This window comes from Actinoallomurus acanthiterrae (assembly GCF_054775715.1).
This window is the reverse complement of the sequence record NZ_BAAHCO010000001.1, coordinates 1,871,238-1,897,018: the sequence shown is the minus strand read 5'-3', so window position 1 is coordinate 1,897,018 and position 25,781 is coordinate 1,871,238. Positions and strand designations below refer to the sequence as shown.

At 69.7% G+C, this 25,781-nt stretch carries 28 protein-coding genes and 1 pseudogene; 16 read left to right on the top strand and 13 right to left on the bottom strand.

Annotated features, from left to right (window positions below):
• The first annotated feature begins 77 nt into the window (after nucleotides 1-77).
• Together ACYVF7_RS09370 and ACYVF7_RS09365 are read left to right on the top strand one after the other, a co-directional pair.
• The gene (locus ACYVF7_RS09370) at nucleotides 78-2,552 is read left to right on the top strand and encodes a M4 family metallopeptidase (protein WP_460337841.1); all 2,475 of its coding nucleotides are present in this window, start codon (nucleotides 78-80) and stop codon (nucleotides 2,550-2,552) included.
• A gap of 64 nt (nucleotides 2,553-2,616) precedes the next feature.
• On the top strand, nucleotides 2,617-3,981 hold the full coding sequence (locus ACYVF7_RS09365; RefSeq protein ID WP_460337838.1) for a M1 family metallopeptidase: 1,365 nt from the start codon (nucleotides 2,617-2,619) through the stop codon (nucleotides 3,979-3,981).
• A 20-nt stretch (nucleotides 3,982-4,001) separates the two neighbouring features.
• Here the strand turns inward: ACYVF7_RS09365 and ACYVF7_RS09360 are convergent, their stop codons facing one another.
• The gene (locus tag ACYVF7_RS09360) at nucleotides 4,002-5,027 is read right to left on the bottom strand and encodes a PorA family protein (RefSeq protein ID WP_460337835.1); all 1,026 of its coding nucleotides are present in this window, start codon (nucleotides 5,025-5,027) and stop codon (nucleotides 4,002-4,004) included.
• A gap of 76 nt (nucleotides 5,028-5,103) precedes the next feature.
• Between ACYVF7_RS09360 and ACYVF7_RS09355 the strand changes: the two genes are divergently transcribed.
• Together ACYVF7_RS09355 and ACYVF7_RS09350 are read left to right on the top strand one after the other, a co-directional pair.
• Entirely contained in the window at nucleotides 5,104-5,895 is a 792-nt protein-coding gene (locus ACYVF7_RS09355; protein ID WP_460337832.1) for a class I SAM-dependent methyltransferase, read from the top strand.
• Nucleotides 5,892-7,091 carry an acyltransferase family protein gene (locus ACYVF7_RS09350; protein ID WP_460337829.1) on the top strand — a complete coding sequence of 400 codons (1,200 nt, stop codon included), beginning with the start codon at nucleotides 5,892-5,894 and terminating at the stop codon, nucleotides 7,089-7,091. The genes ACYVF7_RS09355 and ACYVF7_RS09350 overlap by 4 nt, the downstream gene beginning before the upstream one ends.
• Here the strand turns inward: ACYVF7_RS09350 and ACYVF7_RS09345 are convergent.
• Nucleotides 7,069-7,992 carry a LysR family transcriptional regulator gene (locus ACYVF7_RS09345; RefSeq protein WP_460337826.1) on the bottom strand — a complete coding sequence of 308 codons (924 nt, stop codon included), beginning with the start codon at nucleotides 7,990-7,992 and terminating at the stop codon, nucleotides 7,069-7,071. The two genes, ACYVF7_RS09350 and ACYVF7_RS09345, sit on opposite strands and share 23 nt — an antisense overlap.
• A 160-nt stretch (nucleotides 7,993-8,152) precedes the next feature.
• Here ACYVF7_RS09345 and ACYVF7_RS09340 point away from each other — a divergent pair, with 160 nt between their 5' ends.
• Both ACYVF7_RS09340 and ACYVF7_RS09335 read left to right on the top strand, forming a co-directional pair.
• The gene (locus ACYVF7_RS09340; protein WP_460337823.1) at nucleotides 8,153-8,650 is read left to right on the top strand and encodes a hypothetical protein; all 498 of its coding nucleotides are present in this window, start codon (nucleotides 8,153-8,155) and stop codon (nucleotides 8,648-8,650) included.
• Nucleotides 8,651-8,824: 174 nt separating this feature from the next.
• A complete protein-coding gene (locus tag ACYVF7_RS09335) occupies nucleotides 8,825-9,478 on the top strand; it encodes a DUF3592 domain-containing protein (protein ID WP_460337820.1) in 654 nt (217 codons plus the stop codon).
• Between the two features lie 30 nt (nucleotides 9,479-9,508).
• Here the strand turns inward: ACYVF7_RS09335 and ACYVF7_RS09330 are convergent, their stop codons facing one another.
• Nucleotides 9,509-9,949: a MarR family winged helix-turn-helix transcriptional regulator gene (locus ACYVF7_RS09330; RefSeq protein ID WP_460337817.1), complete on the bottom strand. Its 441-nt coding sequence runs from the start codon at nucleotides 9,947-9,949 to the stop codon at nucleotides 9,509-9,511.
• Nucleotides 9,950-10,036: 87 nt separating this feature from the next.
• Between ACYVF7_RS09330 and ACYVF7_RS09325 the strand changes: the two genes are divergently transcribed.
• The 8 genes and pseudogenes from ACYVF7_RS09325 to ACYVF7_RS09290 all read left to right on the top strand — a co-directional run bounded on the left by ACYVF7_RS09325 (nucleotide 10,037) and on the right by ACYVF7_RS09290 (nucleotide 16,333).
• Nucleotides 10,037-10,984 (top strand): NAD-dependent epimerase/dehydratase family protein, encoded by a 948-nt coding sequence (locus ACYVF7_RS09325; RefSeq protein WP_460337814.1) that lies wholly within the window; start codon nucleotides 10,037-10,039, stop codon nucleotides 10,982-10,984.
• An 81-nt stretch (nucleotides 10,985-11,065) separates the two neighbouring features.
• Nucleotides 11,066-11,248, top strand: a pseudogene (locus ACYVF7_RS09320) (RNA polymerase sigma factor); the annotation flags it as partial.
• A gap of 98 nt (nucleotides 11,249-11,346) precedes the next feature.
• Nucleotides 11,347-11,622: an RNA polymerase sigma factor gene (locus tag ACYVF7_RS09315; protein ID WP_460337811.1), complete on the top strand. Its 276-nt coding sequence runs from the start codon at nucleotides 11,347-11,349 to the stop codon at nucleotides 11,620-11,622.
• The gene (locus ACYVF7_RS09310; protein ID WP_460337808.1) at nucleotides 11,619-12,488 is read left to right on the top strand and encodes a hypothetical protein; all 870 of its coding nucleotides are present in this window, start codon (nucleotides 11,619-11,621) and stop codon (nucleotides 12,486-12,488) included. Before ACYVF7_RS09315 ends, ACYVF7_RS09310 begins: the two co-directional genes overlap by 4 nt.
• A gap of 142 nt (nucleotides 12,489-12,630) precedes the next feature.
• Nucleotides 12,631-13,125, top strand: a complete 495-nt coding sequence (locus tag ACYVF7_RS09305) for a hypothetical protein (RefSeq protein ID WP_460337806.1) — start codon at nucleotides 12,631-12,633, stop codon at nucleotides 13,123-13,125.
• Complete coding sequence (locus ACYVF7_RS09300; RefSeq protein WP_460337803.1) at nucleotides 13,122-14,204, top strand: efflux RND transporter periplasmic adaptor subunit; 1,083 nt, start codon at nucleotides 13,122-13,124, stop codon at nucleotides 14,202-14,204. Before ACYVF7_RS09305 ends, ACYVF7_RS09300 begins: the two co-directional genes overlap by 4 nt.
• A 204-nt stretch (nucleotides 14,205-14,408) precedes the next feature.
• Nucleotides 14,409-15,143 (top strand): ABC transporter ATP-binding protein, encoded by a 735-nt coding sequence (locus ACYVF7_RS09295; RefSeq protein ID WP_460337799.1) that lies wholly within the window; start codon nucleotides 14,409-14,411, stop codon nucleotides 15,141-15,143.
• The gene (locus tag ACYVF7_RS09290) at nucleotides 15,140-16,333 is read left to right on the top strand and encodes an ABC transporter permease (protein ID WP_460337796.1); all 1,194 of its coding nucleotides are present in this window, start codon (nucleotides 15,140-15,142) and stop codon (nucleotides 16,331-16,333) included. The genes ACYVF7_RS09295 and ACYVF7_RS09290 overlap by 4 nt, the downstream gene beginning before the upstream one ends.
• A 3-nt stretch (nucleotides 16,334-16,336) precedes the next feature.
• On the opposite strand, the gene ACYVF7_RS09285 is transcribed toward ACYVF7_RS09290, so the two are convergent.
• Genes ACYVF7_RS09285 through ACYVF7_RS09275 form a run of 3 tightly spaced genes read right to left on the bottom strand, consistent with a single transcriptional unit; the run spans nucleotide 16,337 to nucleotide 17,438 of the window.
• Nucleotides 16,337-16,486 (bottom strand): DUF397 domain-containing protein, encoded by a 150-nt coding sequence (locus ACYVF7_RS09285; RefSeq protein WP_460337793.1) that lies wholly within the window; start codon nucleotides 16,484-16,486, stop codon nucleotides 16,337-16,339.
• A gap of 13 nt (nucleotides 16,487-16,499) precedes the next feature.
• Nucleotides 16,500-16,607, bottom strand: a complete 108-nt coding sequence (locus tag ACYVF7_RS09280; protein WP_460357848.1) for a DUF397 domain-containing protein — start codon at nucleotides 16,605-16,607, stop codon at nucleotides 16,500-16,502.
• 6 nt (nucleotides 16,608-16,613) lie between these two features.
• The gene (locus ACYVF7_RS09275) at nucleotides 16,614-17,438 is read right to left on the bottom strand and encodes a helix-turn-helix domain-containing protein (RefSeq protein ID WP_460337790.1); all 825 of its coding nucleotides are present in this window, start codon (nucleotides 17,436-17,438) and stop codon (nucleotides 16,614-16,616) included.
• 126 nt (nucleotides 17,439-17,564) lie between these two features.
• On the opposite strand from ACYVF7_RS09275, the gene ACYVF7_RS09270 reads away from it, so the two are divergent.
• Nucleotides 17,565-17,948: an ATP-binding protein gene (locus ACYVF7_RS09270; protein WP_460337787.1), complete on the top strand. Its 384-nt coding sequence runs from the start codon at nucleotides 17,565-17,567 to the stop codon at nucleotides 17,946-17,948.
• Between the two features lie 200 nt (nucleotides 17,949-18,148).
• Here the strand turns inward: ACYVF7_RS09270 and ACYVF7_RS09265 are convergent, their stop codons facing one another.
• From ACYVF7_RS09265 to ACYVF7_RS09245, 5 genes are all read right to left on the bottom strand, one after another.
• The gene (locus ACYVF7_RS09265) at nucleotides 18,149-19,006 is read right to left on the bottom strand and encodes a hypothetical protein (RefSeq protein ID WP_460337784.1); all 858 of its coding nucleotides are present in this window, start codon (nucleotides 19,004-19,006) and stop codon (nucleotides 18,149-18,151) included.
• A 109-nt stretch (nucleotides 19,007-19,115) separates the two neighbouring features.
• A complete protein-coding gene (locus ACYVF7_RS09260; protein WP_460337781.1) occupies nucleotides 19,116-19,748 on the bottom strand; it encodes a LysE family transporter in 633 nt (210 codons plus the stop codon).
• A 144-nt stretch (nucleotides 19,749-19,892) separates the two neighbouring features.
• Entirely contained in the window at nucleotides 19,893-20,183 is a 291-nt protein-coding gene (locus ACYVF7_RS09255) for an NUDIX hydrolase (RefSeq protein WP_460337779.1), read from the bottom strand.
• Between the two features lie 34 nt (nucleotides 20,184-20,217).
• Complete coding sequence (locus ACYVF7_RS09250) at nucleotides 20,218-22,095, bottom strand: serine/threonine-protein kinase (RefSeq protein ID WP_460337776.1); 1,878 nt, start codon at nucleotides 22,093-22,095, stop codon at nucleotides 20,218-20,220.
• Nucleotides 22,096-22,195: 100 nt separating this feature from the next.
• A complete protein-coding gene (locus tag ACYVF7_RS09245) occupies nucleotides 22,196-22,780 on the bottom strand; it encodes a TetR/AcrR family transcriptional regulator (RefSeq protein ID WP_460337773.1) in 585 nt (194 codons plus the stop codon).
• 268 nt (nucleotides 22,781-23,048) lie between these two features.
• On the opposite strand from ACYVF7_RS09245, the gene ACYVF7_RS09240 reads away from it, so the two are divergent.
• Nucleotides 23,049-24,035 (top strand): alpha/beta fold hydrolase, encoded by a 987-nt coding sequence (locus ACYVF7_RS09240; protein ID WP_460337771.1) that lies wholly within the window; start codon nucleotides 23,049-23,051, stop codon nucleotides 24,033-24,035.
• A 188-nt stretch (nucleotides 24,036-24,223) separates the two neighbouring features.
• Here ACYVF7_RS09240 and ACYVF7_RS09235 read toward each other — a convergent pair whose 3' ends face one another.
• On the bottom strand, nucleotides 24,224-24,757 hold the full coding sequence (locus tag ACYVF7_RS09235) for a hypothetical protein (protein ID WP_460337768.1): 534 nt from the start codon (nucleotides 24,755-24,757) through the stop codon (nucleotides 24,224-24,226).
• A gap of 89 nt (nucleotides 24,758-24,846) precedes the next feature.
• The gene (locus tag ACYVF7_RS09230) at nucleotides 24,847-25,740 is read right to left on the bottom strand and encodes a sigma-70 family RNA polymerase sigma factor (RefSeq protein ID WP_460337765.1); all 894 of its coding nucleotides are present in this window, start codon (nucleotides 25,738-25,740) and stop codon (nucleotides 24,847-24,849) included.
• Nucleotides 25,741-25,781 lie beyond the last annotated feature (41 nt).

Here is a 25,781-nt window from a genome sequence, read left to right as displayed (position 1 = left end):
GGAGACCCAGCCCCTGTCCCTTCCGCCTGCCCGCGATGGCGCGGGCCCACCCCCTTTGGCGAAAGGATTCTCCGCCAATGTCCAAACGACGCATCGCGACGGTGTCGGCCACGGCCGTCCTCGCCGTCGCGGGCGGACTGTTGTCGGCGCCCGTCGCCGGCGCCGCCCCGTCCCAGGTTCCCGCCAAGTCCCCTGCCAAACCGCAGCCTGCCGGGCACTCGGCGTTCACGAAGAACGACTTCACCGTGAACCCGTCCCCCTCCACCCGCAAGCAGGTCGTCGCCGAAGCCCGCCAGGCCCTCGCCGCGCACAAGGGCACCGCCCACGTGAAGTCGGGTGACGCCTTCACGCCGCGCACGGTCGTGGTCGCCAAGAACGGCGCCGCCGACGTCCGCTTCGACCGGACGTTCCACGGCCTGCCGGTCTACGGCGGCGACCTCATCGTCCACCTCAAACCCGGCGGGGCCTACCGCGGGCTGAACACCGCCACCCCGGCCGCGGCCGTGTCGACGACGCCCCGCGTCGCCGCCGCCACCGCCGCGAGTACGTCCCGCGGGCAGCTGGCGGGCACGGTCTCCAAGGTCGGCACGCCGCACCTCGCCGTGTGGGCCACCGGCCGGTCTTCCCAGCTGGTCTGGGAGACCGTCGTACGCGGCGTGCGCGCCGACCGTACGCCGAGCGTGCTGCACGTGCTGGTGGACGCGGTCAAGGGCAAGGTCGTCACCAAGCGGGATGAGATCGACACCCTGCTGTCGCCTGCCCAGCAGCGCGCCGCCGAAGCCCGCGCGAAGGCCGCGCCGAACGGCGGAGTCTCGGCCCTCACCGCCGGCACCGGGAACTCGATCTACAGCGGCACCGTGTCGATCGACCTCACCCAGTCCGGCAGCACGTGGTCGATGAAGGACCCCTCGCACGGCAACGGGTACACCACCAACCTGAACCACGCGACGAGCGGCACCGGGACGACCTTCAGCAACTCCACCGGGACGTTCGGCAACGGCACGAACAGCGACGCGGCCTCGGCCGGCGTCGACGCGCACTACGGCGCGGCGGAGACGTTCGACTACTACAAGAACGTCCAGGGCCGTAACGGCATCTTCGGCAACGGCGCGGGTGTGCCGTCCCGTACGCACTACGGGAACGCCTACGTCAACGCCTTCTGGGACGGCTCCCAGATGACGTACGGCGACGGCTCCGGCAACAACCGTCCGCTTGTCGAGATCGACGTCGCCGGCCACGAGATGAGCCACGGCGTCAGCGGCGCTCTCACCGGTTGGGACGAGAGCGGCGAGACCGGTGGCATGAACGAGGGCACCAGCGACATCTTCGGCACCATGGTGGAGTTCTACGCGAACAACGCCAAGGACACGCCCGACTACACCATGGGCGAGCTGATCAACATCAACGGCGACAACAAGCCGCTGCGCTACATGTACAACCCCTCGCTCGACGGCAACTCGCCGAACTGCTACTCGAGCAGCAACGGCTCGCTGGACCCGCACTACTCGCTCGGCCCACTGACCCACTGGTTCTTCCTGCTGGCGGTAGGCAGCGGCGACCACGGGTACGGCAACAGCCCGACGTGCAACAGCTCGACCGTCACGGGCATCGGCAACGACAAGGCCGGCAAGATCTGGTACAAGGCGCTCGCGTCGTACGCCAACAGCAGCGAGAACTACGCTCAAGCCCGCACCGACTCGCTGAAGGCCGCGGCGGACCTGTACGGCACGCACTGCACCGAGTACAACACCGTGAACGCCGCCTGGGCGGCGGTCAGCGTCACCGGCAGCGACCCGGTCCCCGGCACCTGCCCCGGCCAGCCCGGCGCCCCGACGGTGACCAACCCCGGCAACCAGACCAGCACGGTCGGCACGGCGGCGAGCCTGCAGATCCAGGCCAGTGACCCGAACGGTCAGACGCTGACCTACAGCGCGACGGGCCTGCCCGCCGGGCTGTCGATCAGCTCCTCGACCGGCCTGATCTCCGGCACGCCCACCACCGCCGGGACCTCCTCGGTGACCGTGACGGCGAAGAACACCTCCAACCTGACCGGCACCACGTCGTTCACGTGGACGGTGAACCCGGTCGGCGGCGGCTGCTCCTCCTCAGGCAACAAGGTCACCAACGGTGGCTTCGAGTCCGGCACCACGCCCTGGACGACGACCTCCGGCGTCGTGTCCTCCACCGGCAGCGGTGAGACCGCCCACTCCGGCAGCTACTTCGCCTGGCTCGACGGATACGGCACCACCCACACCGACAGCGCCACCCAGTCCGTCACCATCCCCTCCGGATGCAAGGCCTCGCTCAGCTTCTGGCTCCACATCGACACCGCCGAATCCGGCAGCACCGTCTACGACAAACTGACCGTCAAGATCGGCAGCACCACCCTCGCGACGTACAGCAACGCCAACGCCGCCAGCGGATACGTGAACAAGACCTTCGACGTGTCGTCCTACGCCGGCCAGACCGTGACGCTATCGTTCAGCGGCACCGAGGACTCGGCACTGCAAACGAGCTTCGTACTCGACGACGTCGCCATCAACGCATCCTGACCGTGATCCATCGGGGCCCCGCGCGTCCAACGCGCGGGGCCCCTCTCATCACCAGGAGTCACAAGTGAAGAAGACTTTGATCGCGGTGCTCGCCTCGGCGGCGACCGCGCTGACGCCGGCGGTGGCGGCTCACGCCTCCACCCCGCACGTCACGGCACGGGCGGCCGCGGACACCGTACGGACGCCGGCGACGCCGTCGTACACGGTCAACCTGACCAGCAACAGCAGTGGTTCGAGCTGGACCGGGCACGAGAGCGTGAGCTTCACGAACGCGTCGGCCACCCCGCTCACCGAGGTCTACCTGCGGCTGTGGGACAACTATCACGGCAGCTGCCCGACGACGCCGATCACGGTGTCGAACGTCACCGGCGGCACCGCCGGCTCGCTCGAGGTGAGCTGCACGGCCCTCAAGGTCACGCTGCCGAGCCCGCTGAGCCAGGGGCAGAGCGGGTCGATCGGGTTCGACCTGAGCATCGCCGTCCCGAGCGGCGCGGACCGGTTCGGGCGCGACGGGTCGTACAACTTCATCGGCAACGCCCTGCCGGTGCTGGCGATCCGGGACGGCGCGGGCTGGCACCTCGACCCGTACACCAACAACGGCGAGTCGTTCTACAGCCTCGCCAGCGACTTCAAGGTCACGCTCGACCACCCGACCTCCATCAGCGTCCCGGCGACCGGCACGTCGGTGGACACGCCCGGGTCGTCCGGACGCACCATCACGACGGCGACCGCGACGAAGGTCCGCGACTTCGCGTGGGGGGCCGGGCCGTACAGCGTCGTCTCCGGGACCTCGCCGAACGGCGTGAAGATCAACGTCTACCGGGTGAGCTCGATCAGCTCGAGCTCCGCCCAGTCGATGCTGAGCACGGCGAAGTCGGCGGTCGACGCGCACAGCGGGCGGTTCGGGGCCTACCCGTACGGTGAGGTCGACGTCATCCTGGACAACAACTTCTGGTTCGGCGGCATGGAGTACCCGGGCTTCATCCTCGACCTGGTCAGCTCCACCGCGCTCGCGCACGAGCTGGCGCACCAGTGGTGGTACGGCATCGTCGGCGACGACGAGTACAACGACCCGTGGCTGGACGAGGCGTTCGCCGACTACGCCACCGACCTGTACCAGGGCATCAGCGGCTCGGGCTGCTGGAACAGCGTCTCCTGGGCGTCGTCCGCCGAGAAGATCAGCAACTCGATGGCGTACTGGGACGCCCACTCGAGCCGCTACGGCACGGTCGTGTACACGTACGGCAAGTGCGCGCTCCACGACCTCGGCCGAGTGATCGGGACGACGGCGATGGCCAACCTGCTGCGCTCGTACGCGCAGTCGCACTGGTACGGCGTGTCGACGACGGCCGAGTTCAAGGCGGCGGCCCAGGCCGCGACCTCGACCGACCTGACGTCCTTCTGGACGCAGCACCGCATCGACGGCTGATCAGCCGCGGGCGGCCAAATTCAGCCGCCGGAACGAGGGCGGGCGGCCGGGCTCAGGCCGTCCGCCTTCGTCGTGTCGTCGGGCAGGGGGATGATGGTCTGCCGGCCGGGGACGGCCAGCACCAGCCCGACGACGAGCAGGACCAGGCCGAGGCCCGCGCCGCCGAGGGGCAGGACCATCCGCAGCAGCGTGATCTTCAACGCCTGGCTCTTGACGATGTGCACGAGGGACTTCTGGCTCGCGTCGGTCATCTTCAGGTCGAGGTCGGCGGCGACGAGCCGGTCCACCCCGTCCCTGGTGCGCAGCACCGTGCGGATCCGCTGCTCCTGGCTCACCTGGCCGCCGGTGCGCGGGTCGACCCAGAGCGTCACGGTGGCGTCGTAGACGCGGTCCGCGGCGACGTTCCCGGTCTTCTTGTCATAGCCCGGGAGCCGCTTCGGCTTCTTCACCTTGAGCAGGGCGGCGGGGACCCCGCCCTTGACGGACTCGGTCACGGTCGGGGGGATCCGCTGGACGAAGCGGTAGGCCCGGAGGCCCTGGATCCGCTCCTCCCCCGCGTACGTCGCCGGCCACGGGCGCTGCGTCGACAGGTCGAAGTACTGGTACGTCTGCTTCTTCACGCCGATCGGCCAGAACAGCCCGATCCCCGACTGCCGGACGGTCGTGTCGCCGCCCACCGACGCGCCCCGGACGTTGTACAGCGTGCCGGTGCGGCGGTCGAACGCCGCGCGCTGCTGCTGGATCTCCACGCTCTTCTTCGTGGCCGGGTCCTCGATCGAGGTGAAGGAGTCCCAGACGGCGATCTTCCCGCTCGCCGCCCGTACGTCACCGCGGACCGTGTTGACCGCCGTCAGGTGCACGCCCTTGCGGATCTTCAGCGTGGCGGTGTCCAGGTACGACGCGTTGGAGGCCTCGAGCGTGGACTGCTGGAAGAAGTTCGCCGGCGCGGCGATGACCTGGCCCGCGACGTAGAACCGCATGAGTGCGGCGAAGGCGAGGAAGAACGCCCCGGCACCGGTCAGGACCACTCCGACGTTGCGCCGCACGTTGACCTCCCGCCACGAATGAGACCGGATTCTAGAAGACCGCGCAATTGATGGGTGGTTATGCCGGTTTGTCGTGATGAGTACGTTACCCGGGCGTAGGATTTTGGCCTCAGGCTCCCGGAGGTCCCCTTTGCCGACCGCTCCTCACCGGGCGACGCTCGCCCGCTCGGTACGCCTGCTGCGCGCGTTCCGCGAGGAGCAGTCCGACCCGGAGGGGTTCTACCGGCTGCTCGCCGCCGACACGATCGCCCAGCTCAGCCGGTACACGCCCCTCGACGGCAGGGTCATCGCGGACGTCGGCAGCGGCCCCGGCTTCTTCACCACCGCGCTGCGCGACGCGGGCGCCCGGTGCGTCGGCGTCGAGTGCGACGCCGGTGAGCTGACCCGCCACGGCCCGCCGCCGCCCGGCTCCGTCTTCGGCACCGCGCTGAGCCTGCCGCTCGCCTCCGGCTCCGTCGACGTGTGCTTCTCCTCGAACGTCCTGGAACACGTTCCAGATCCGTGGCGGATGGGCGACGAGATGGTCCGCGTCGTCCGCCCCGGCGGCGTCGTCTTCCTCGCCTTCACCAACTGGCTGTCCCCCTGGGGCGGCCACGAGACCTCGCCCTGGCACTACCTCGGCGGGCACCGGGCCGCCCGGCGGTACGAGCGGCGGCACGGCCGGCCGCCCAAGAACCGGTACGGCCACAGTCTCCACCCCGTCTCGGTCGCCGCCGCCCTCCGCTGGGCGCACGCCCGCGACGGCGTCACCGTCGAGGCGGCGACGCCGCGCTACCTCCCCGGCTGGGCCGCCCCGGTCGTGCGGGTGCCCGGCGTCCGCGAGGTCCTCACCTGGAACCTGCTGCTCGTACTCCGCAAGGCGCCATGACCACGACGCGATCCGCGCCGGTCACGGGCCTCCCGGCGATCTCCGGCCACCAGAACGCGCTGGACGGCGTCCGGGCCGTCGCCGCGCTCGCGGTGCTGGTCTTCCACGTCGCCGCCGACACCGGCCACACGTTCAAGCACGACGCGACGGCCTACCTGCTGTCCGGCGGCGCGATCGGCGTACCGGTCTTCTTCACCCTGTCCGGCCTGCTGCTGTACCGCCCGTGGGCTGCGGAACTGCTCCTCGACGGGCACCGCCGGCCGCGTACGGGCCGCTACCTGTGGCGGCGCGCCGTGCGGATCCTGCCGGCGTACTGGCTCGTCGTCGGCTTCGTCATGGCCACGATCCTGACGGACCACACGCGCGACCCGTGGACGTGGCTGAAGCTGCTGACCCTCACGTACACCTACGACCCGCACCCGTGGTGGGGCACCTACCTCGGCCCGTCGGGGCTCGGCCAGATGTGGAGCCTCACGGTCGAGGCCGCCTGGTACGCGTTGCTGCCCGTCACCGCCGCCCTTCTCGGACGCTACGCCCGCAGGGAGGCGGAGACCGACCGGCGGGCCCGCCGCCTGCTGCGTGGCATCGCGGCGTACGCGGCGGTGTCGTTCGTCTTCACGATCTTCATGTTCACGCCGCACCTGTCGATCCAGCTGGGCGTGCTGGTGCCGCGCTACTTCGCCTGGTTCGCGATCGGCATGGCGCTGTCCGTGGTGACCGTCTGGGCCCGTACGGGCGCGGCGGCACCGGTCCGGTTCTGCCGTACGGTCGCGCGGTCCTGGGGCACCTGCTGGGCCGTCGCCGGCGTGCTCTACTGCGTCGCCGCCTCGCCGCTCACCGGCCCCTCCGACCTGGCCACCCTCGACACGACCTGGACGTCGGAACTGCGCGTCCTGCTGTACGGCCTGGTCGCGGCCTTCTTCGTCGCCCCCGTGGCGCTGTCCTCCCCTTCCGGTATCGACCGGATCCTCGGCAACCGCGTCATGCGCTTCCTGGGCCGCGTCTCCTACGGCGTCTTCCTCTGGCAGGTCGCGGTCTCCGTCACCTGGTACAAGGCCACCGGCCACGTCGCCTTCACCGGCGACTTCCTCACCGAGTTCCCCGTCATCACCGCCCTGACCATCGCGGCCGCGACACTCGGCTTCTACGCCGTAGAACGCCCCGCCCTCCGCCTCATGAGTCGTCGCCGAGGGTGATCGAGTCATCCTGCGCTGTGAGGCGTACGGCGTCGGCGGCGGCCTGGGCGAAGGCCTGGATGAGCGGGTTCTCCGCGGCGGTGCGCCAGACCAGGGCCCAGGAGAACGGTGGGGCATCGCGGACGGGGAGAAAGGCGAGGTTGGGCCAGGAGTAGAAGCGGGCCGCCTCCGCCGCGGACGCGATGACGGCCTGCCCGGCGCTCACCACTTTCAGCTGCTCGTCCCAGTTCCCGATGACCGGGCCCCGGGCGATGGGGCGGCCCGCGGGCGTGTGGAACGGCTGGAACACCTCCTCCATGTACGCGGGGATCGGGGACCTGTGCGCGACGAAGGTGAGGTCGCCGTAATCCTCCAGGCAGACCGACTCGCGGGACGCGTAAGGGTGAGTGGTGGCGAGCACGAGGACGATCGCCGACGTGTGGGTGACCGGGCCGATGGTCAGGTCGGGCTCGCGGACCGGCAGCCAGACATGACCGATGTCGATCTCGCCGGAGCGAAACAACGCGAGAGGGTCGACCGGGTTGATGTCGCGGTGTTCGAGCCGGACCGCAGGACAGCGTTCCCGGAACATGTCGACGATCCCCCTGATCATCCAGGCCTGCAGGCCCATGGTGCCCAGCGTCAGGGTGCCGGAAGTGCCGCGAGTGGCGGCGGACACGGCTTCGAGCCCGTCCATGATCTGCCGGTAACCGGCATTGAGGTCGCGATACAGCTGCTCCCCGGCCGACGTCAGCCGCACCACCCGCGAGGTGCGATCGAACAGCGGCGCGCCGAGCCGGCGCTCCTGCTTCTTGATCGACTGGCTGACCCGGGCCGGGGTGACGCACAGCCGCTCGGCCGTACGGCCGAAATGCAGTTCCTGCGCCAGCATCAGGAAGATCTCGATGTCCCGAAGCTCCAACACCCCTCCCGGAGCGTGCACGGTTCCTTGTGGAGGTCATCATCGATGCCCGACCGGCGGGGGCGCCACCTTCGGACGCCATTGAGCACCCGACGGACCCGGTTTAGGCTCGACGGCAGGCCCTCGTCCTGAGCGATGGTGCGCAACGCAGGGAGTCGGAATGCGACGGTCGACGAAGTGGGCGCTATGGCTGGCCGCGATCCCCGCGGGACTGCTGGCTGTGGCGTCCGCCGTCTTCGTCATCACGGGGGCCATCGGCATCGTACGCAGTGGGTCGCGGGCGTACGACGACGCCTCGGCCTTGAACCGACATGGGCGGACCGCCGTCGCCACAGTGGTCGCCAAGCAGGTACGCGGGCACATGCCGATCGTCACCGACGCCAAGCCGATGAAGGTCAGGTTCACCGCCGCCGACGGCACCGTGCATGTGGTGGGCGTCGGCGGCGACCACCACGTGGGTGCCCAGATACGCGTCCTGTACGACCCCGCCGATCCCGACGTGGCCGTCACGGAGTCGCTGACGAAGCGCCACTTCTTGGCGGTATGGAAGATGGTGGGGGGCGTAGTTCTCGCCTTGTGCCCGCTGTTCATGGTCGCGGGTGCCGTCGCGCATGTCATCGACCGTCGGATGAGCCGACGGACCGCACCGGCGTCGTGAGGTAAGGGCGCCGGCCGGTGGCGGTCGCGTGCCGGGTGTGTTCGCCACCCGCACGTAGGTGGTCAGGATCGGCCGAGCCATTGAGTACCTGCCGGTCGCGGTTTACGCTCGATGGCGAACCCTGATCCCGCGCGGTGGTGTGGGACACCACACCCGAAGCGCAGGAGGTCGGGATTGCGACGGTCGGCGAGGTGGTCGCTGCCCCTCGCGTCGGTCGTCGTGAAGCTGCTGGGAGTCGCGGTCGCGGTCTTCTTCATCACGATCGGCAGCGGCGTCATACGCGACGGCGTTCGGGAACTCAGCGACGACTCGGCCCTGTCCGCGCGCGGACGGACCGCCGTCGGCACGGTGATCTCCAAGCAAACGCTTCACGCCGCTCCGGGCAGCACCGTGACCAAGATGACCGTCAGGTTCACCGCCGCAGACGGCACCCAGCACGAGATGTGGGCCAACGGCGATAAACCCGTGGGTGCTCGGGTGCGGATCCGCTACGACTCGGCCCATCCTGAGGTGGCCGTCTCCGAGTCGCTCATCCTGCGCAGTTTCTTCGCGGGCGTCATGATCCTCGCCGGTATCGTGCTGATCCTGGGACCGCCGGGCCTCATCCTCAAGCTGTTCCTGGAGTCCTTCCAGGCCAGGCGCGCGAACAACAGCGCTGAGCGGCCGGCTCACGACCCGCCGCCGAACCTAACGCATCCGAAAGAAAGCCCCAGGAAGACTCCTCACCCGCAGCGAAAACGTCCTCAAGTACGAGACGCGCGCGGTCAGGCACGGGCTCGTCAGGGAACACTTCGGCGCAGAGCGCTAGAACGCCGTCAGCGGATGTAGATATTCGCGACGACTCCTCGACGAACAAGGTCATCCTTCCGAATCGACCGGATTTGCGGCGAGTCGACTGATGATCTTGGTGAGAGCGTTGCGGAGATGGCGGCGCTCTTCGTCAGTGAGGGTGGCGGTGGCGTGCTCCTCCAGCCCCGCCCGCGCCTCCTGGATCGGGCGCTGGGCGGCGCGGGCGCGGTCGGTGAGGTAGAGGCGGACGAGGCGGCCGTCGTTCGGGTCGCGGCGGCGGGTGAGCAGGCCGGCGGCCTCCATGCGCGTGGCGGTGTTCACGATCGTCGGAGTGGTGATCGGGAGGCGGGCGCGGGCGGCGATCTCGCCGGGCGTCAGGCCGTCGGTGTCCCAGAGCACCTCGAGGATGAGGTTCTGGCCGATCCGGACGCCGTGGCGGCTCATCGCCTCGTCGGAGGCGGCGGCCAGCAGCTTGTGCGCCTGGGTGAGCAGGGTCAGGAACTCTTCCACGTACCGATCCTAGAGGTCGATTGCATGCTAATGACCTTCCCGCTACCGTCTCATTAGCACACTAATGACTTCGGTTTAAGGACGACCATGATCCTCATCACCGGTGGGCTCGGCTTCATCGGCTCCCACACCGCCCGCGCACTGCTCGACCTCGGCGAGTCCTGTGTGCTCACCCGGCGCCGTACGGCCCGGATCCCCGCCTTCCTCGACGAACGGATCGTCGTGGAAGACCTCGACGTCACCGACCGGGAGGCGTTCCTTGGCCTCGGCGAGCGCCACGAGATCACCGGGATCGTGCATCTCGCCAGTGCGTCCATCGGGGCCCTGGACCCGGTCGACGAATTCGAGGTCAACCTGCGGGGCCTGCTCAACGCGCTGCGGGCCGCCTCGGCGTGGGGCGTGCGGCGCGTCTGCGTCGCCAGCACGATCGGCGTCTACGCCGGCGTCGACGACGTCCCGTTCCAGGAGGACGCGCCCCTGCCCATGACGGCGCCCCACCCGATCCCCGCGTTCAAGAAGAGCGCCGAGCTCCTGGCGACCTCGGCCGCCGAGCGGTCCGACCTGGACCTGGTCAACCTCCGCATCGCGGGGATCTGGGGGCCGCTCGGCCGCCCGGAGTCGGTGTTCTTCGCGGTGCCCGGCCTCATCCACGCCGCCGTACGGGGCGAGGTGCCGGACTTCTCGGCGCCGCGCCGCCCCGCGTACGCAGGCGACGGGGGCGACTACTGCTACGTCAAGGACTGCGGCCGGGCCATCGCCCTCCTCCAGACGGCCGAGAACCTGAACCATCGCACGTACAACGTGGGCTCCGGCCGGGTGACGACCAATGCCGAGGTCGTCACCGCCATCCGGACCGTCCTCCCGGACGCCCCGGCGATCGACCTGCCGGACGGCCGCAGCCCGGGCGCTCCGGCACAGGACGTCTACCTCGACATCACCCGCCTGCGGGAGGACACCGGCTTCGAGCCCGCGTACAGCGTCGAACGGGCCGTCCGCGACTACACCGGCTGGCTGACCTCGGGCCACGAACGGTAGGAGATCGCTAAAAGCCATGTAACAGTCCTCGATATCCGGACATCTGCTTGGTCGACGAGCCCCCATCGGAAGGACCGTGGCATGGGTCCACCCGACCCCGAGCAGCGTTTCGAGGCGGTGTACATGGCGCACTACGCGGCCGTGCTCAGCTACGTCCGGCGGCGGACCGACTCTCCGGACGACGCGGCGGACGCGATCGCCGAGACGTTCGCGACCGCCTGGCGCCGGGTGGCCGACATCCCGGACGGCGACGAGGCCCGGCTGTGGCTGTACGGCGTGGCGCGGCGGGTGCTCGCCAACCACCGGCGCGGGGAGTCCCGGCGTACCGCCCTCGCCACGAGGCTGCGGGCGGAGCTGAGCGCGTGGGCCGAGGAAACGCCGCCGGCGGCCAGGACGTCGACGCGGTCCGCACGGCGTTCCGGCGGCTCGGCGACGACGACCGCGAGTTGCTTTCGCTGGTCGGCTGGGAAGGCCTCACCCCATCCGAGGCCGCCACGGTCCTGGGCCGGTCGCGCGGCGCCGTACGCGTCCAGCTGCACCGCGCCCGCAAGCGCCTCGCCAAGGAGCTCGACTCGGCCGGGCTCGACGTCACCCGGTACGGCTCGCGGGCCACCGCACTCGTGGAGGAGCGCCGATGAAGCGGGATATCGACCGCCTGGTCGCCCGGATCGCCCCCGACCCCGGCCCCGGAATGACCACGGGAGCGCGCGAACTGCTGCGGGAGATCACGACCGACGCCCCGGCCCGCTCCGTCGTTCGTACGCGTTCTCGCCTGTTGCGGCGCCGGTTCGCCGTGCCGCTCATCGCCGCGTTCGCGGCCTGTGCCGTGGCGGTCAGCTGGATGCTGCCCGGGGTACTCGGTCCCCATGCGGCGAACGCCCTCGACATCCGGCAGGAGGGCGGCTACTACGTCATCACCGTCAAACAGCTCTTCGCCGATCCGGCCCGGTACGCCAAGGAGCTCCGCGACCGCGGCATCAACGTCTCCCTCACGGTGAAACCGGTGTCGCCGGGTCTCGTCGGATCCGTCATGCCGCCCTTCGACCAGAGATACAACGGCCTGACCAATGAGGAGATCGCCCGCCGGAAGGACCTGATCTCGCCCATCACCCGCCCGGGAGGTTGTGAGGACTCCTGGAGCTGCGCGATCGGGTTGAAGATCCCGGTGGGATATCGCGGCAAGGCGCGCGTCATGCTCGGCCGGAAGGGGCGGCCCGGCGAGCGGTTCGTGGCGTTCGGGCAGCTGAACAACCTCGGCGAGCCGCTGCAGTGCGAGTCCTTCGCCAACCGGACCGTCGGCGAGGTGCGGTCGATGCTGAGCCGGCGCGGCGTCGTGATCGGCGTCTTCGCGGTGCCGCTGAAGGGACCCCGCTCCGACGTACCCGCCTCCTGGCACGTCCACGAAGGATGGCTGACCGAACCAGGGAAGGCACTCCTGGTCGCCGCACCCGGCCGTGACCCGCACCCATGGCCGCGCTCCAAGGACTGCCCGGCGCGGCCCTGACCGGCGAACACCTGTCGATCGCGCCCGTTCCGCCGGGTCCGATCGCGCGCTCCTGAGAGCTCGACCTCTCGCCGGTCCCGACGATGACCGGCGGGTACTTCCGCATGCCCTCAACCGCCTCTGAGACACCGAGGAGTTGTCCATGAAACGCACATCGTCCCTGCTCGTCCTGCCGTTCTTGCTGGTCGCCGCGTGTGGCGGCGGCGGGTCCGGCGACGGCGTCGCCAGCGCGGGAGGCGGGAAGGCCTCTGCCCGTGCGCGGGCATCGGCGTCCCTCTCGCCCGAGAAGGCCCGGCTGATGTACGCGCGCTGCCTGCGGCAGAACGGCGTGCCCAACTACCCCGACGACCCGAAGAAGATCCCCTCGGGCGGCATCGCGATCCCGCAGCACGCGATGGACGCCTGCGCCCAGTGGCACAAGGCGATGGGCGGCTACGTAGTCGACCCGAACGACCCGCAGACCCGGGACCGGTTCCTGAAGCTCGCCCGGTGCATGCGCGCACGCGGCTTCGACTGGCCCGATCCCAAGCCCGGCTCCCTCGGCGGACCGCCGCCGGATCTGAGCGGCGTGAAGAACAAGGCCCGGATGGAGGCGGCGATGAAGGAATGCGGCAAGACGATGGGCACGGGCGGATGAGACGCGTCCCGTTCGTCATCGGCGCCGTGGCGCTCGTGGCGGCGGGGGTGGCCGGTGGCGCCCTCCTCTTCGACTCCGGGGAGCAGGGCCCGCGGTCCCCCGATCGGACGGCGCTGTCGGCCGCCGACATCAGGCGCGGCGACCTGATCGACACGATCACGGTGGACGGCACGCTGACGTATGCCGCCGAACGCCGGATCACCGCACAGGCCGCCGGTACGGTCACGTCGGTCCCCTCCCAGGGCCGGGTGGTCAGGCAGGGCGGCACTCTGTACGCGGTCGACCGTCGGCCCGTGGTGCTGATGCACGGCACCGTGCCCCTGTACCGGACACTCGGGCCGGGCGTCACGGCCGGCCCCGACGTACGACAGTTGGAGAACGCCCTCCAGGACCTCGGGTACGGCGACGGGCTGACCGTGGACCGGACGTTCTCCGCCGCGACCGCTCGGGCCGTACGCCGCTGGCAGAAGGACAAGGGCCTGAAGCAGACCGGGTCGGTCGACGCCGCGCAGGTCGTGTTCCTGCCGTCCGACGCCCGGGTCGTCGAGGCGAAGGCGGCGGTCGGCGACCGGATCGGCCCCGGGCGGCCGGTCCTGTCCGTCACCGGCACCCACCACGTCGTCCACGTCGACCTGGACGCCGACGAGCAGGAGACGGCCCAGAAGGGCCGTACCGTCTCCGTGCAGCTCCCCGGCGGCGCGACCGCGACCGGACGGATCACCTCGGTGGGAACCGTCGCCCACAAGAAGAACACCCAGGGCGACACTCCCACATCGGGCCAGAGCCCGTCGGCGACCATCGACGTCGAGATCACACTGACCGGCGGGAAGCGGTCGAGCACGCTGGACCAGGCACCGGTGACGGTGACGATGGAGAGCCGCCGCCGCAGTGACGTGCTGAGCGTGCCGGTCGAGGCCCTGCTGGCACTGCGGGAAGGCGGGTTCGGCGTCGAGGTCGTCGACCCGGGCGGTACGCGGCGGATCGTCGCCGTGACGACCGGCATGTACGGCGGCGGCCGGGTGGAGATCTCCGGGGCGGGCCTGACGCCCGGCATGAAGGTCGGGGTGCCGGCCCAGTGACGCTCATCGTCGAAGCGGAGGGCGTGACCAAACGCCACGGCCGAGTGGAGATCTCCCGGGCGGCACTGACCCCCGGCATGAACGTCGGGGAGCCCGCCCCATGACGCTCATCGTCGAAGCGGAGGGCGTGAGCAAACGCCACGGCCGGGCGGAGATCTCCAGGACAGGACTGACCCCCGGCATGAACGTCGAGGTGCCCGCCCCATGACCCCCATCATCGAAGTCGAGGGCGTGACCAAACGCCACGGCCGAGTGGAGGCCCTGCGCGGGGTCGACCTGGCCGTCGAGCCCGGCGAACTGCTCGCCATCGTCGGCCCGTCCGGCTCGGGCAAGTCGACGCTGCTCCACCTGATCGGCACGCTGGACCGGCCGTCGTCGGGCACCGTGCGCATCGCCGGACACGACGTGTCGGCACCGGGTTCCGGGCGCCGGGGCGACCGGCGGCTGTCGGCGCTGCGCGCCACGTACCTCGGCTTCGTCTTCCAGCGGTTCCACCTCGCCGCCGGTACGTCCGCGCTCGACAACGTCGCCGACGGACTGCTGTACACCGGCATGGCCCCGCGCCTCCGCCGCGAACGCGCCCGCGCCGCCCTGGAACGCGTCGGCCTCGGCCACCGCCTCGACCACCGGCCGCACCAGTTGTCCGGCGGCGAGCAGCAGCGGGTCGCGATCGCCCGTGCGGTGGCCGGCGACCCTCCGCTGCTCCTGGCCGACGAGCCGACCGGCAGCCTCGACTCGGCCTCGGGCTCCGAGGTTCTGGCCGTACTCCGCGACCTGCACGTACGGGGGACGACGGTCGTCCTCATCACCCACGACCCCGAGATCGCCGAGTGGTGCCCGCGCCGCGTACGAATGCGCGACGGCCGCGTCACCGCCGACGACGGAACCGGCGCGGGGCATCGCCGCGTCGCCGCGCTGACGAAGGACGAACCACGGTGACGGCACCACTCGCCCCTGCCCGGCTCCGCCCCCGCGACGTCGCGCGCACCGGCGCGTCAGGACTGCGGTCCCGGCCCGCCCGCGTCGCCCTGTCGGCCCTGGGAATCGCGATCGGCATCGCCACCATGGTCGCGGTGATCGGCATCTCCGCGTCGGGTCAGGAACGTCTGCTGCGGCAACTCGACCGGCTCGGCACCAACCTGCTCCGCGTCAAGGCGGCCGAGACGATCAGCGGAGGCGCGACGACGCTCCCGGTAGACGCGGCCGCGGTGGTGGGCCGGATCGGCCCCGTCACGACGGTGAGCGCGACCGGCGACCTGTCCGCCACCGTCCGCCGCACCGACCGCATCCCGCGTGAGGAGACCGGCGGCATCACGGTCGAGGCCACCACTTTGGAACTGCTCCACACGCTCGGCGGGCGGGTTCGTACCGGCACGTGGCTCAACGAGGCGACCGCCCGCTACCCCGCTGTCGTCCTCGGCGCGGTGTCGGCGGAACGACTCGGCGTCGACCGCGTCGGCATGCCCGTCTGGGTCGGGAACCGCTGGTTCACCGTCATCGGCATCCTCGATCCGCTCCCCCTCGCCCCCGAGATCGACCGCGCCGCATTGGTCGGCTTCGCGGCGGCTCGTACGCATCTGGGCTTCGACGGCCACCCGACCACGCTCTACGAGCGTTCCCCCGACAGTTCGGTCGGCGCCGTACGGGACGTGCTCCCGCGCACGGTGAACCCGGAGCACCCGGAGCAGGTCGCGGTGTCACGCCCCTCGGACGCACTCGCCGCCCGCGCGGCCGCCGCCGGAACGTTCACGACGCTGCTGCTCGGCCTGGGCGCGGTGGCGCTGCTGGTCGGCGGCGTGGGCGTCGCCAACACAATGGTCATCTCGGTCCTGGAACGCCGGGGCGAAATCGGCCTGCGGCGCTCCCTGGGCGCGACCCGCGCCCAGATCCGCACCCAGTTCCTCGCGGAGTCGCTCATCCTGTCGGCCCTCGGCGGCACGGCAGGCCTGGCCATCGGCACAGCCGTCACGATCGGCTACGCGACCTGGCAAGGCTGGCCACCGACTGTGCCGGCCTGGGCCCCAGGCGGTGCCTTCGCGGCGACCCTGATCGTCGGCATGCTCGCAGGCCTCTACCCCGCCGTCCGAGCAGCCCGCCTCCCCCCGACCGTCGCCCTCACGACCGAATGACCGTCAGGCCCTGACTACAGCGACCTCGACGCACTCTCCGCCGTCATGACCACTGCGACTGCTCTTCTGCCAGAGGAGGGCGGCCTCCACACACTCTCCGCCTTCCTGACCGCTGTGGCTGCTTCGACGCCAATCCACCAGGACTGAGCTCATCGGAGACTCCTGGTTATGCATCGGACCGGTTGTCGTGGCCGAGGACTGCGACCTCGACACAGGTGCCGCCTTCCTGACCGCTGCGGGTGCTCTTTCGCCAGTCGAGGGAGGGGAAATCCATCACGGCTCACGTCCCTTCCATCAGGGCTCGGATCAGATCAGCCGACGCCGCCGCCGGCAGAGCCGCAGATCTGATCAGGTCGAACATCACTTTAAGTCCCTCGATCGGCTTGCGCTGCTCGATCAGAGGGCCGTGGCCATTAACGGCCTCGGCATACCCCAGGTCGGGTGCCTCCTCGAAGCTAAAGATGGTGAAGCCCCCGGACGGGTAAACGGGTGCATCGTCCGGCAGGACATGGATCGTGATGTTCGGCCGCTCCGCCAGCTCAAGCAGCCGCGCGTACTGCTCGCGCATGACGTCGGGACCACCCACGACGCGCCGAAGCGCTGACTCGGAGATGACGAAGACCAGCCAGGGCGGATCCTCTCGTTCGAGGATCTCTTGGCGGGCCAGCCGAGCGGCCACGAGTTGCTCCAGCTTGTCATCCGGCTGTCCGGCGCGCAGTACCTCTCGTGCGTACGCCTCGGTCTGGAGCAGCCCTGTGATCAGCAGCGGATCGAAGAGGCGGATGGACGCGGCACGGCCCTCAGCCGCGACGTAGTCGCGGAACCAGCTGGGGGTCTGTTCGCGGCGGACGTGCCACCAGAGCTCCTCGAAGTAGGCGTCGAGGCCGAAGAGGTCGTCGAAGCCCTTGGACATCTCCGGACTGGTCGGGCGCTTGGCGGTCTCGATGTGACCGATCATCTGGCCGGTCACCCCGAATCGCGCTCCTAATGCATCTTGGGACAGATTCGCCTTTTTCCGGTAATACCGGAGGCGATAGCCGTACTGTGCGATCGCCGAGACGCGCGGATCGAGTTCTCGTTCTCGTCCCATCGGTTTGACCTCCACTTTCGACCGTCGGGATCTGTAGGGATGAAACCGTATCGACGGTAACCGCGGCAAGACACGCTGAGAAACCGATCCCCTCAGCGACCTGGGGGGATAGGAGAAATCGTCGACCGCGGAGGAAGTCTCGTGATCGAATCGCGTCTTCCGTATGAAATCTCTCTCAGCCCGAATGCGGCAGCGGCCCCCTGCGCCCGCCTCGTACTCAAGGACCGGCTAAAGGAATGGGGCCTGACGGAGCTACTGGAGGACGCGAGCACCGTCACGAGTGAGCTGGTGGCCAACGCCGCCAGGCTCGGTCAGGACTTCACCGTCCGGCTGATCCCCGAAGCCGGCGCGCTGCTCATCGAAGTGGTGGACTCATCACCGGCCGAACCCCAGATCAAGGACGCGTTCGGAGACTCCGACGCGGAAGGCGGGCGGGGCCTGCTGATCGTCGACGCGCTCGCGGCCGGCTGGGGCGTCCGCCACGAGAACACGCAGAAGGTCGTCTGGGCCCGGGTCGCCTCATGAGAGCCGAGGACATCGAGGCGGAACTGTACGGCCTCCGGCGCGCGCATCCGGGCTGGCTGATCCTTTTCGGCGCCTACACTCACCGCTATATCGCGCACGGTTACATGCTCGACAGGCCGGGAATCTGGGTAACCGCCGGGACCCCTGCGGAGCTCCACCGCAGAATAGGCCTCGTGCAGAGCACCTATCAGGGCCGATCATCACTTCTGGTACCAGGTATCTGATTCCCAGTCCTTCTGGTCGCGTTCGTAGATTTCCTCGGGGAGGAGAAGGTCGGTCGCGCCGGCGAATCGGAGGAACTCACGGTCGAGGCAGTTGTCCCAGTGGTCGGCGCCTCGATGGTGCCATTCAGGGCTTGTTTCGAAGTAACGCTCGATCATCTGGAACGAAGCCCGATGCACGAGCCGGCCTCGCCAGTGAAACTCGATCAGCGTGGCGGCCGGGTGGCCGTCGGCGAGAGGGGCGAGCCAGGGCGGGTCGATGCCCACCAATTCCTCGCCGTCGGTGGTCGGAGTGGTCGGTGTCGGTAGTGGCAGGAGCTCTGGGTCCGGATCCGGCAGATCCGCGGTGGGTGTAGCGGAAGGCCCGACGTCAGCGGAACGCTCGTTGCCGGTGCGGTAGCTGCCGGCGACCCGAAGCCGCCAGGTGCCCTCGCGATGCCGCTGCCACGACGCCTCCGGCACGGCGGGTGGTCGCCCGTCCACGGTGGTCACGCGGACTTCGTCGAAGCCGTACCGGCAGAACCGGCGTGGTCCGTTGTTGACGTCGTCCTGCCAGATCACATCCTGAGTGCCGCCCTCGTTGAAGTGCCGCCCCCAGATCGTGCTGTAGCGGTATCCGATGTAGTCATCACAGAAATCCACGATCGAGGGGCTCTTGCCGGAGCCGTACTGAATATCGGCGTAGCGTCCCTCCGGCCCGCATCGGATGTCGACGGGGACCCAGTAGGAGCCTCCGGGCCCGAGCAGCATCCAGGCGATCCACTGCGCCTCGACCTCGTTGATGTGGCTATCAGGCCGCGCGTAGACCCGGATGAAGTCCGTGAAGATGTTCGACACGATCCGATCCTCTCCGACACTGGGACCGCGCTGGCCACGTGGAGCCCGGCGCTGTGGAATGCGTACGTCAGTCGGAAGCAACAACGTTTGTCGCGTGTTCGGTGAACGCTCAGTGGGCGGTGGTGAGCAGGTGCAGGGCGAGGGCGCAGATCACGGTGCTGGAGGTCACGGTCGTGATGAGCCGCCCTCGTTTGCCGGTCAATGCCCGGCCGAGCAGTGCTCCGCCGCCGGCCAAGAGCAGTTGCCAGCTGGCGGATGCGGCGAACGCGGCGAGGACGAACACCGTTTGTTGGAGGTGATCTGGTGCGGCCGTGCTCTGGTCGCCGAGTACGAGAGCGGCGAAGTAGATGACGGTGATGGGATTCATCATGGTCAGTCCCAGGAGCGCCAGGTAGGCCCGGCCGGGACTGATCGGTGTCTCGCCGGCCTGGGTTACCGCCTGGGGCTTGCGGTGCCGGCGGATCGCTCGGGTGGCGGACCGGACTGCCAGTGCGATCAGGACCAGGGCCGAGACCCAGCGCAGGGGTGTCATGATCGGTTGGATCACGGAGGTGACTGCTGAGCCCGCCAGCGCGGCGATCAGCGCATACAGGCCGTCCGCGGTTGCGACACCGAGTGCGGCGAAGGTGCCGATCCGCAGGGTGGTGCGAGCGGTGAGGGCCACCAGGTATGTCGCGACCGCTCCGACCGGCATGGCGATGCCATCGCCGGCGAACAGGCCCGCGACCAGGGCGGCGATCACGCTCGGGAGAGCGTAGGCCTCCACGGTCGGCCGGTCTGCTGCTGGCCCCGCACCGATCGGACGGTGTGGGACAACGGCAGAGAGACAGTCATCTTGGTCATGGGCAGATCCTGGGGGTGGCCGGCGCGCTCGCACAACTTGATTTCAGGGCCGATGGTCTCGGCAAGGCCACTTGCCCTTCACACGGGAAGCCGCGCCGAGTCGGCCTGGCGGGTGCCGTCGGTGGAGCGGCGTCTCGCCCGGGTCGATCCGGCCGCCGGGCAGTTCCCATTGCCCACGGAAGCGGTCGTAGACCAGCAACAGATGCCGGCCACACCAGACCGCGACCAGGGCCGCGGGCATCGGCGCGTCGTCCGGCACGTCCGCGACGCACGCGGCCGGCAGGAACGCCGTCAGGGCATTCCCCTCCGCGTCCTCCACCAAGCTTCGATCCACGCGTCCAGGATGATGCCGGAAGACTTCCCTGTCTTCAGAGCTTCCTCAGGCACAGGGTCATGTCGCCCCAGCCCGCCTCGAGGTCGTTGCCGTCGGACCAGTCTGCGACGGAACGGGAGCACTCCCCGGGAGGGTCGCGGTAGAGCACCGTGAAGTAAGCGTTGCGGCCCTTCTCGGAGCCGAAGAACGCACGCACCTTCATCAGGGAGCACGGCATCGTGAACCATTTCCTGTGCAGAATGTCGATCTGCTTGTCGCGTACCGGAAACGATCTTTCGACACAGCCACCGACCTGGGCTTTGTGCACATCTTCCTGGTAGAGGGGGCTCGCCACGCACACGAGCCATACGACGAGGGACACCAGAAGGAGGGATACGAGGGACAGCACGGCGACCCGTACCGGACGAGGAAGGGGCTCTGACGGCGGAGTCGCCCCGGGCGCGCCGACCACCGCGATCACGGTTCCGGTGCGGGCGGACCGGCCCACGCGGCGTCGGATCGCGTACAGGACGCCCTTGCCGGGTGCGGTGATCACGGTGGTGCCCCGGACCGACCGGACCTCGAGCAGTGGGTCGTCCGCGGCGACCTTGTCGCCCACCTTCTTGTGCCAGTGGATGACGGTCGCCTTCCGCACGCCGGCGGTCTCACCCGGCAGCCACGGCAGGGTCACCTCCGTCATCCCCTCGACAGCCTTCAGCGCACGTGCCTTAACAGGAGCCAGGTAGTCGCTGGTGATGACGGCGACCGTCGCCCCCACCTCGGCGCTCTCCCCGGTGGCCACGGTGATCTCCAGCAGCGTTCCTGAATCGGGGGCGAGGGATTCGGCGAGGAGGCCGTCGACGCTGAACTCGAACAATGATTCGCCGTCCGTCACCCGGTCGCCTTCCTGTTTGAGCCACTGGGTGACGACGCCCGTGGTGGCCGATTTTCCCAGCTCGGGCATTGTCACGGGGACCCGCCTGACGTCGCCGACCGACGGCGCGCGCCGAGGTGCCCGCCCCAGGGGGTCGGTGGTGACGGGTTCCGGTTCGGTGGTCAGCACCCGAGTGGCCGTGTGGCGTTCGGTGATCATCGCGGTGACGTCCGACGGGAGCCAGTGGCTGGTGGCCTCGGTCGACGCGGTGAACCGGTCGAGGACTTGGGCGAGGCTCGGCCGGTCAGCGGGGTTCTTGGCCAGGCAGGCGGTGACCAGGTCGGTGAGGTGAGCGGGCAGGCCGGTCAGGTCGGGCTCATCGTGAACGACGCGGTAGACGACCGCCTCCGCCGCACCGGTGCCGTACGGGCTGCGGCCGGTGAGGGCGAACACCAGCACCGCCCCCAGGGAGAACACGTCGCCGGCCGGGCCGACCTGGCGACCGCGTGCCTGCTCGGGGGACATGAACGCCGGGGTTCCGACCACGACCCGGGACAGGGTGTGCGAGGTGGCGTCCAGCGCGCGGGCGATGCCGAAGTCGATGACCCGGGGGCCGTCCTCGGCCAGGATCACGTTGGAGGGCTTGAGGTCGCGGTGCACCAGGTCGCAGCCGTGGATGGCGGCGAGCCCTTCGGTCAGGCCCGCCCCCAGAACACCGATCGCCGCGGGCGGCAGCGGTCCGTACGTCTCCACGGCCTGGTGCAGGGAGGGGCCGGGGATGTAGGCGCTGGCCATCCACGGCGGATCGGCGTCGGTGTCGGCCTGGATCACCTGCGCGGTGTAGAACCCGCCCACCCTGCGCGCGGCGGTGAACTCACTGGCGAACCGGCGGCGGAATCCCGCGTCGTCGGCCAGTTCGGGACGTACCACCTTGACCGCGACCGGACGCCCGCCTCGGGAGCGGCCCAGGTACACCTGCCCCATCCCACCGCCGCCCAGCCGCCCTTCCAGGCGGTACGGCCCCACGTGACGCGGATCGTCCTCCCGCAGCGGCTCCATCCGAGATTGCCCCCTCAGAAGAACATCCACGTACGTCTGAGGTAGATCGTCTCAGGAAACGGCCATTGCGGGAAGCGATGTCAGCGGCACGCCCGCCGGATCACGATGATTCGGGCCGACCGGCCGATTGTCCGAAGGCACCGGCCTGCCAGAGGGTACGGACGTGCTCGATCATCGGCGGTCCGATGGCCCGCAGCGCGTCGAGGTCGTTGTCGGCGACCGCCTTGGTCACCAGGGTGCTGGTCGCCGCGACGATCAGCTGGCAGGTGAACCGGCCCGCCTCGTCGGTGACCCCCATCAGGTCGGCGAACGCGGCGACGATGACGGCCTGCAGCTCGCTCCGCCGTCGCATGGCCTCGGGCCCGGCGGCGTACACCTCGATCAGGAACAACCGCGTGTAGGCCGGCTCGATCGCGAGCGCTTCGAGGTAGGCGGTGAACGCCTTCTCGAACCTCTGCAGCGGATCACCGGCCATCCCCGGACCGGGCACGCCGTGCTCCTCGGCGCCCACCATCTCCAGCAGGTGCCGTATCAGCAGGTCACCCGCCGTGTCGAAGGCTGCCATGAAACAGTCGAGCTTCGAATCGAACACCTGGTAGAAGCTCTGCCGCGACACGCCGGACCGCTGGAGTACGTCGGCGACGGAGGTGGCCACGTACCCCTTCTCGGCCATCGACTCCGCCATCGCCGCACACAGCCGCGATCGCTGTATGCGCTCTACTTCCTCCCGCGAAAGCGCGTAACGCCCTCGGGGCAACCGACGCGGTGATGACTCAGACACGCGTTCACCATAGATCCCTTCGCGACCGCTGCGGCTCACGGACCAGCGGTTTGCCGAAGTGGCAACGGGATTCGCGGCGGCGATACCGTACGGCGGACGATCGACGTGAGAGCCATCGGCCGGTGCGCCGGCCGTGGTTCACACTCGAAGCGTCAACGGCTTTGGAGGATCGATGCCGCAGTCCGCTCCCGCCACGGCGGTCACACATCGCCTGGTCTCGTCTTCCGCCGGCCGCATCCACCTGGTGGAGCAGGGCTCCGGGCCGCTGGTGCTGCTGGTGCACGGGTTCCCCGAGTCGTGGTACTCCTGGCGCCACCAGTTGCCGGCCCTGGCCGCGGCCGGTTACCGGGCCGTCGCCATCGACGTCCGTGGCTATGGCCGCTCCTCCAAGCCGGAGGACGTGGCCGCGTACCGGATGCTGGAACTGGTCGAGGACAACGTCGCCGTGGTCCACGCGCTGGGCGAGCAGACGGCGGTGATCGTGGGCCACGACTGGGGCTCGCCCATCGCCGCCAACTCCGCCCTGATCCGGCCTGACGTCTTCCGGGCGGTCGGCTTGCTGAGCGTGCCGTACGCCCCGCGCGGCGGGCCACGGCCCACCGAGGTCTTCGCGCAGGTCGGCGGCGACGATGAGTTCTACATCAGCTACTTCCAGGCGCCCGGCCGGGCCGAGGCCGAGATCGAACCGGACGTCCGCGGCTGGCTCGCCGGCATCTACGCCGCCCTGTCCGCCGACACCATGCCATCCGCCGACGCCCCGGACCCGCACTTCGTCTCCAAGGGCGGGACGCTGCGCGACCGCTTCCCCACCGACCGGCTGCCCGCCTGGCTCAGCGAGGACGACCTTGATCTCTACGCAGGGGAATTCGAACGGACCGGCATGAGCGGGGCCCTCGGCCGCTACCGGAACATGGACCGCGACTGGGAGGACCTCGCCGACTTCGACGGCGCCCCCATCACCCAGCCGTCCCTGTTCGTCGGCGGCGCGCTGGACGCCTCCACCACCTGGATGGCCGACGCCATCAAGGCCTACCCCACCACCATGCCGGGCCTGATCTCCTCGCACCTACTCGACGACACCGGCCACTGGATCCAGCAGGAGCGCCAGAAGGAGGTCAACGAACTCCTCACCGGTTGGCTCGCCTCCCTACCCACCTGACTCACTCGTCGCGCTCATCGCTTGGACCGCAAACGCAGCCCCTACGATCGCTCCGATATGCATTGACATCCGAGACGACCTGACTACTATGAGTGGTGCATGACCCACTCGGGGTCATGAAGTGAGGCCGGGTTAACCTCCGCAGGTGGTGGCCCGGCCTTCGCGGTTCTCACGGTCAACACTGTGCTTCACAGCCCGTGGCCTCCAGCAAAGGCGTGAGCGGGCCGCAACGGGTCATCGCCGCACGCCAGCTGCTTTGCCGTACAGCTGACCACGGTGTCGGCCACCCAGAGGAGCGGTTCCTTCGAGTAGGGCGCGTGCTCGTACTTGAACCTGGGTGGACGCCCCGCGAGGCCGCCGAGCACCCTGCGGTCGCGGCGATCCTGTGTTGCTTCGCGAGCGGCGACGATCATGTGTCGCACCTCGGCGGGCAGTTCCTGCACCAGCCAGGTCAATGCCCTCGCACGGGCGGCCTCCTGGCGGCGCGCCGATTCGAAGCGGCAAGCGTAGACCCGTGCCTGCATCGGCAGCTCAGCGATCGTGCTCACCAGCGCGGTCCTGGTCGTCGCATCCTCCTGGGACCAGTGCGGTGGTCGCGCGGCCGGGATGAGCCGTGTAAGGCGCCGGCGGACCTCCTCGGATTGCCTCGGATCGGCGAGGACAACGCCTATCGCGTACAAGTCGGCGTTGACATGGATCGACTCGTCGATGAATCCGGTCACAGACGGCGGCGGTATCTGCACGAAGATATCGTGGCGTAACTCTATGGATTGATGTACACACTTTCCGTGAAAGCGCTCTTCGTGTGTTCTTACTCAGTGCGCTCGCCGCCCGGGGGACTCAGGACCGCGAGGTCGAGTCTCTGCAGGCGTGACGGGTCGGCGATGATGTCGTACTCGGCGACGCGGTCCCCCTCCGTCCTGATCGTGAGGGCGAGGAGCAGGCGGCCGTGTGGGGCGATCACGGCGCCGACCCGGCCGTCGACCAGGGCCGGCTCCGCGTACCTCGCGCGGCGGCCGAAGACCAGCGTCTCGCGGGCCACCGTGTCCGCGCCGCGGGCGACCGTGTCGCGGCCCGGTGTCAGCACCATGGGGTCGGCGCGGCGTACGACGTCCGGGGCCAGGACGGCGAGCAGGGCGTGCAGGTCGCCGCTGCGGGCGGCGGCGAGGAAGGCCTCGACGACGTGCCGCTGCCGGCCGAGCTCCGCGTCCGGCACCGTGTCGGCGCCGCGCACCCGGTGCCGTGCCCGGCTGGCGAGCTTCTTGGCCGCGACCGGGGTGCGCTCGACGATGGGGGCGATCTGGTCGAACGGTACGGCGAACAGGTCGTGGAGCACGAAGGCGACGCGTTCGGCGGGCGGGAGCCGGTCCAGCACCACGAGCATCGCGCGGCCGACCGATTCGACGAGGACCGCCTCCCGCTCGGGATCGTCGTCCCCCGCCGGGGCGGGCACGTGCCATCCGAGCGGGTCCTCCCGGCGGGACGTTCGCGTGCGCAGCATGTCGAGGCAGAGCCGGGACACCACCGTACGGAGCCAGGCCTCCAGACTCTCGATGCCGCTGAGGTCGGTGCGGCTGAGCCGGAGCCAGGTCTCCTGGACCGCGTCGTCCGCCTCGCTCAGGGAGCCCAGCATCCGGTAGGCCACCGCGCGCAACTGCTCGCGATGCGCCTCGAACCGCTCCGCCAGCCCATCGTGCTCGTCCATCGGTCACCTTTCACCGTCGCGCTCCGTCTGTCTCGTGCCAC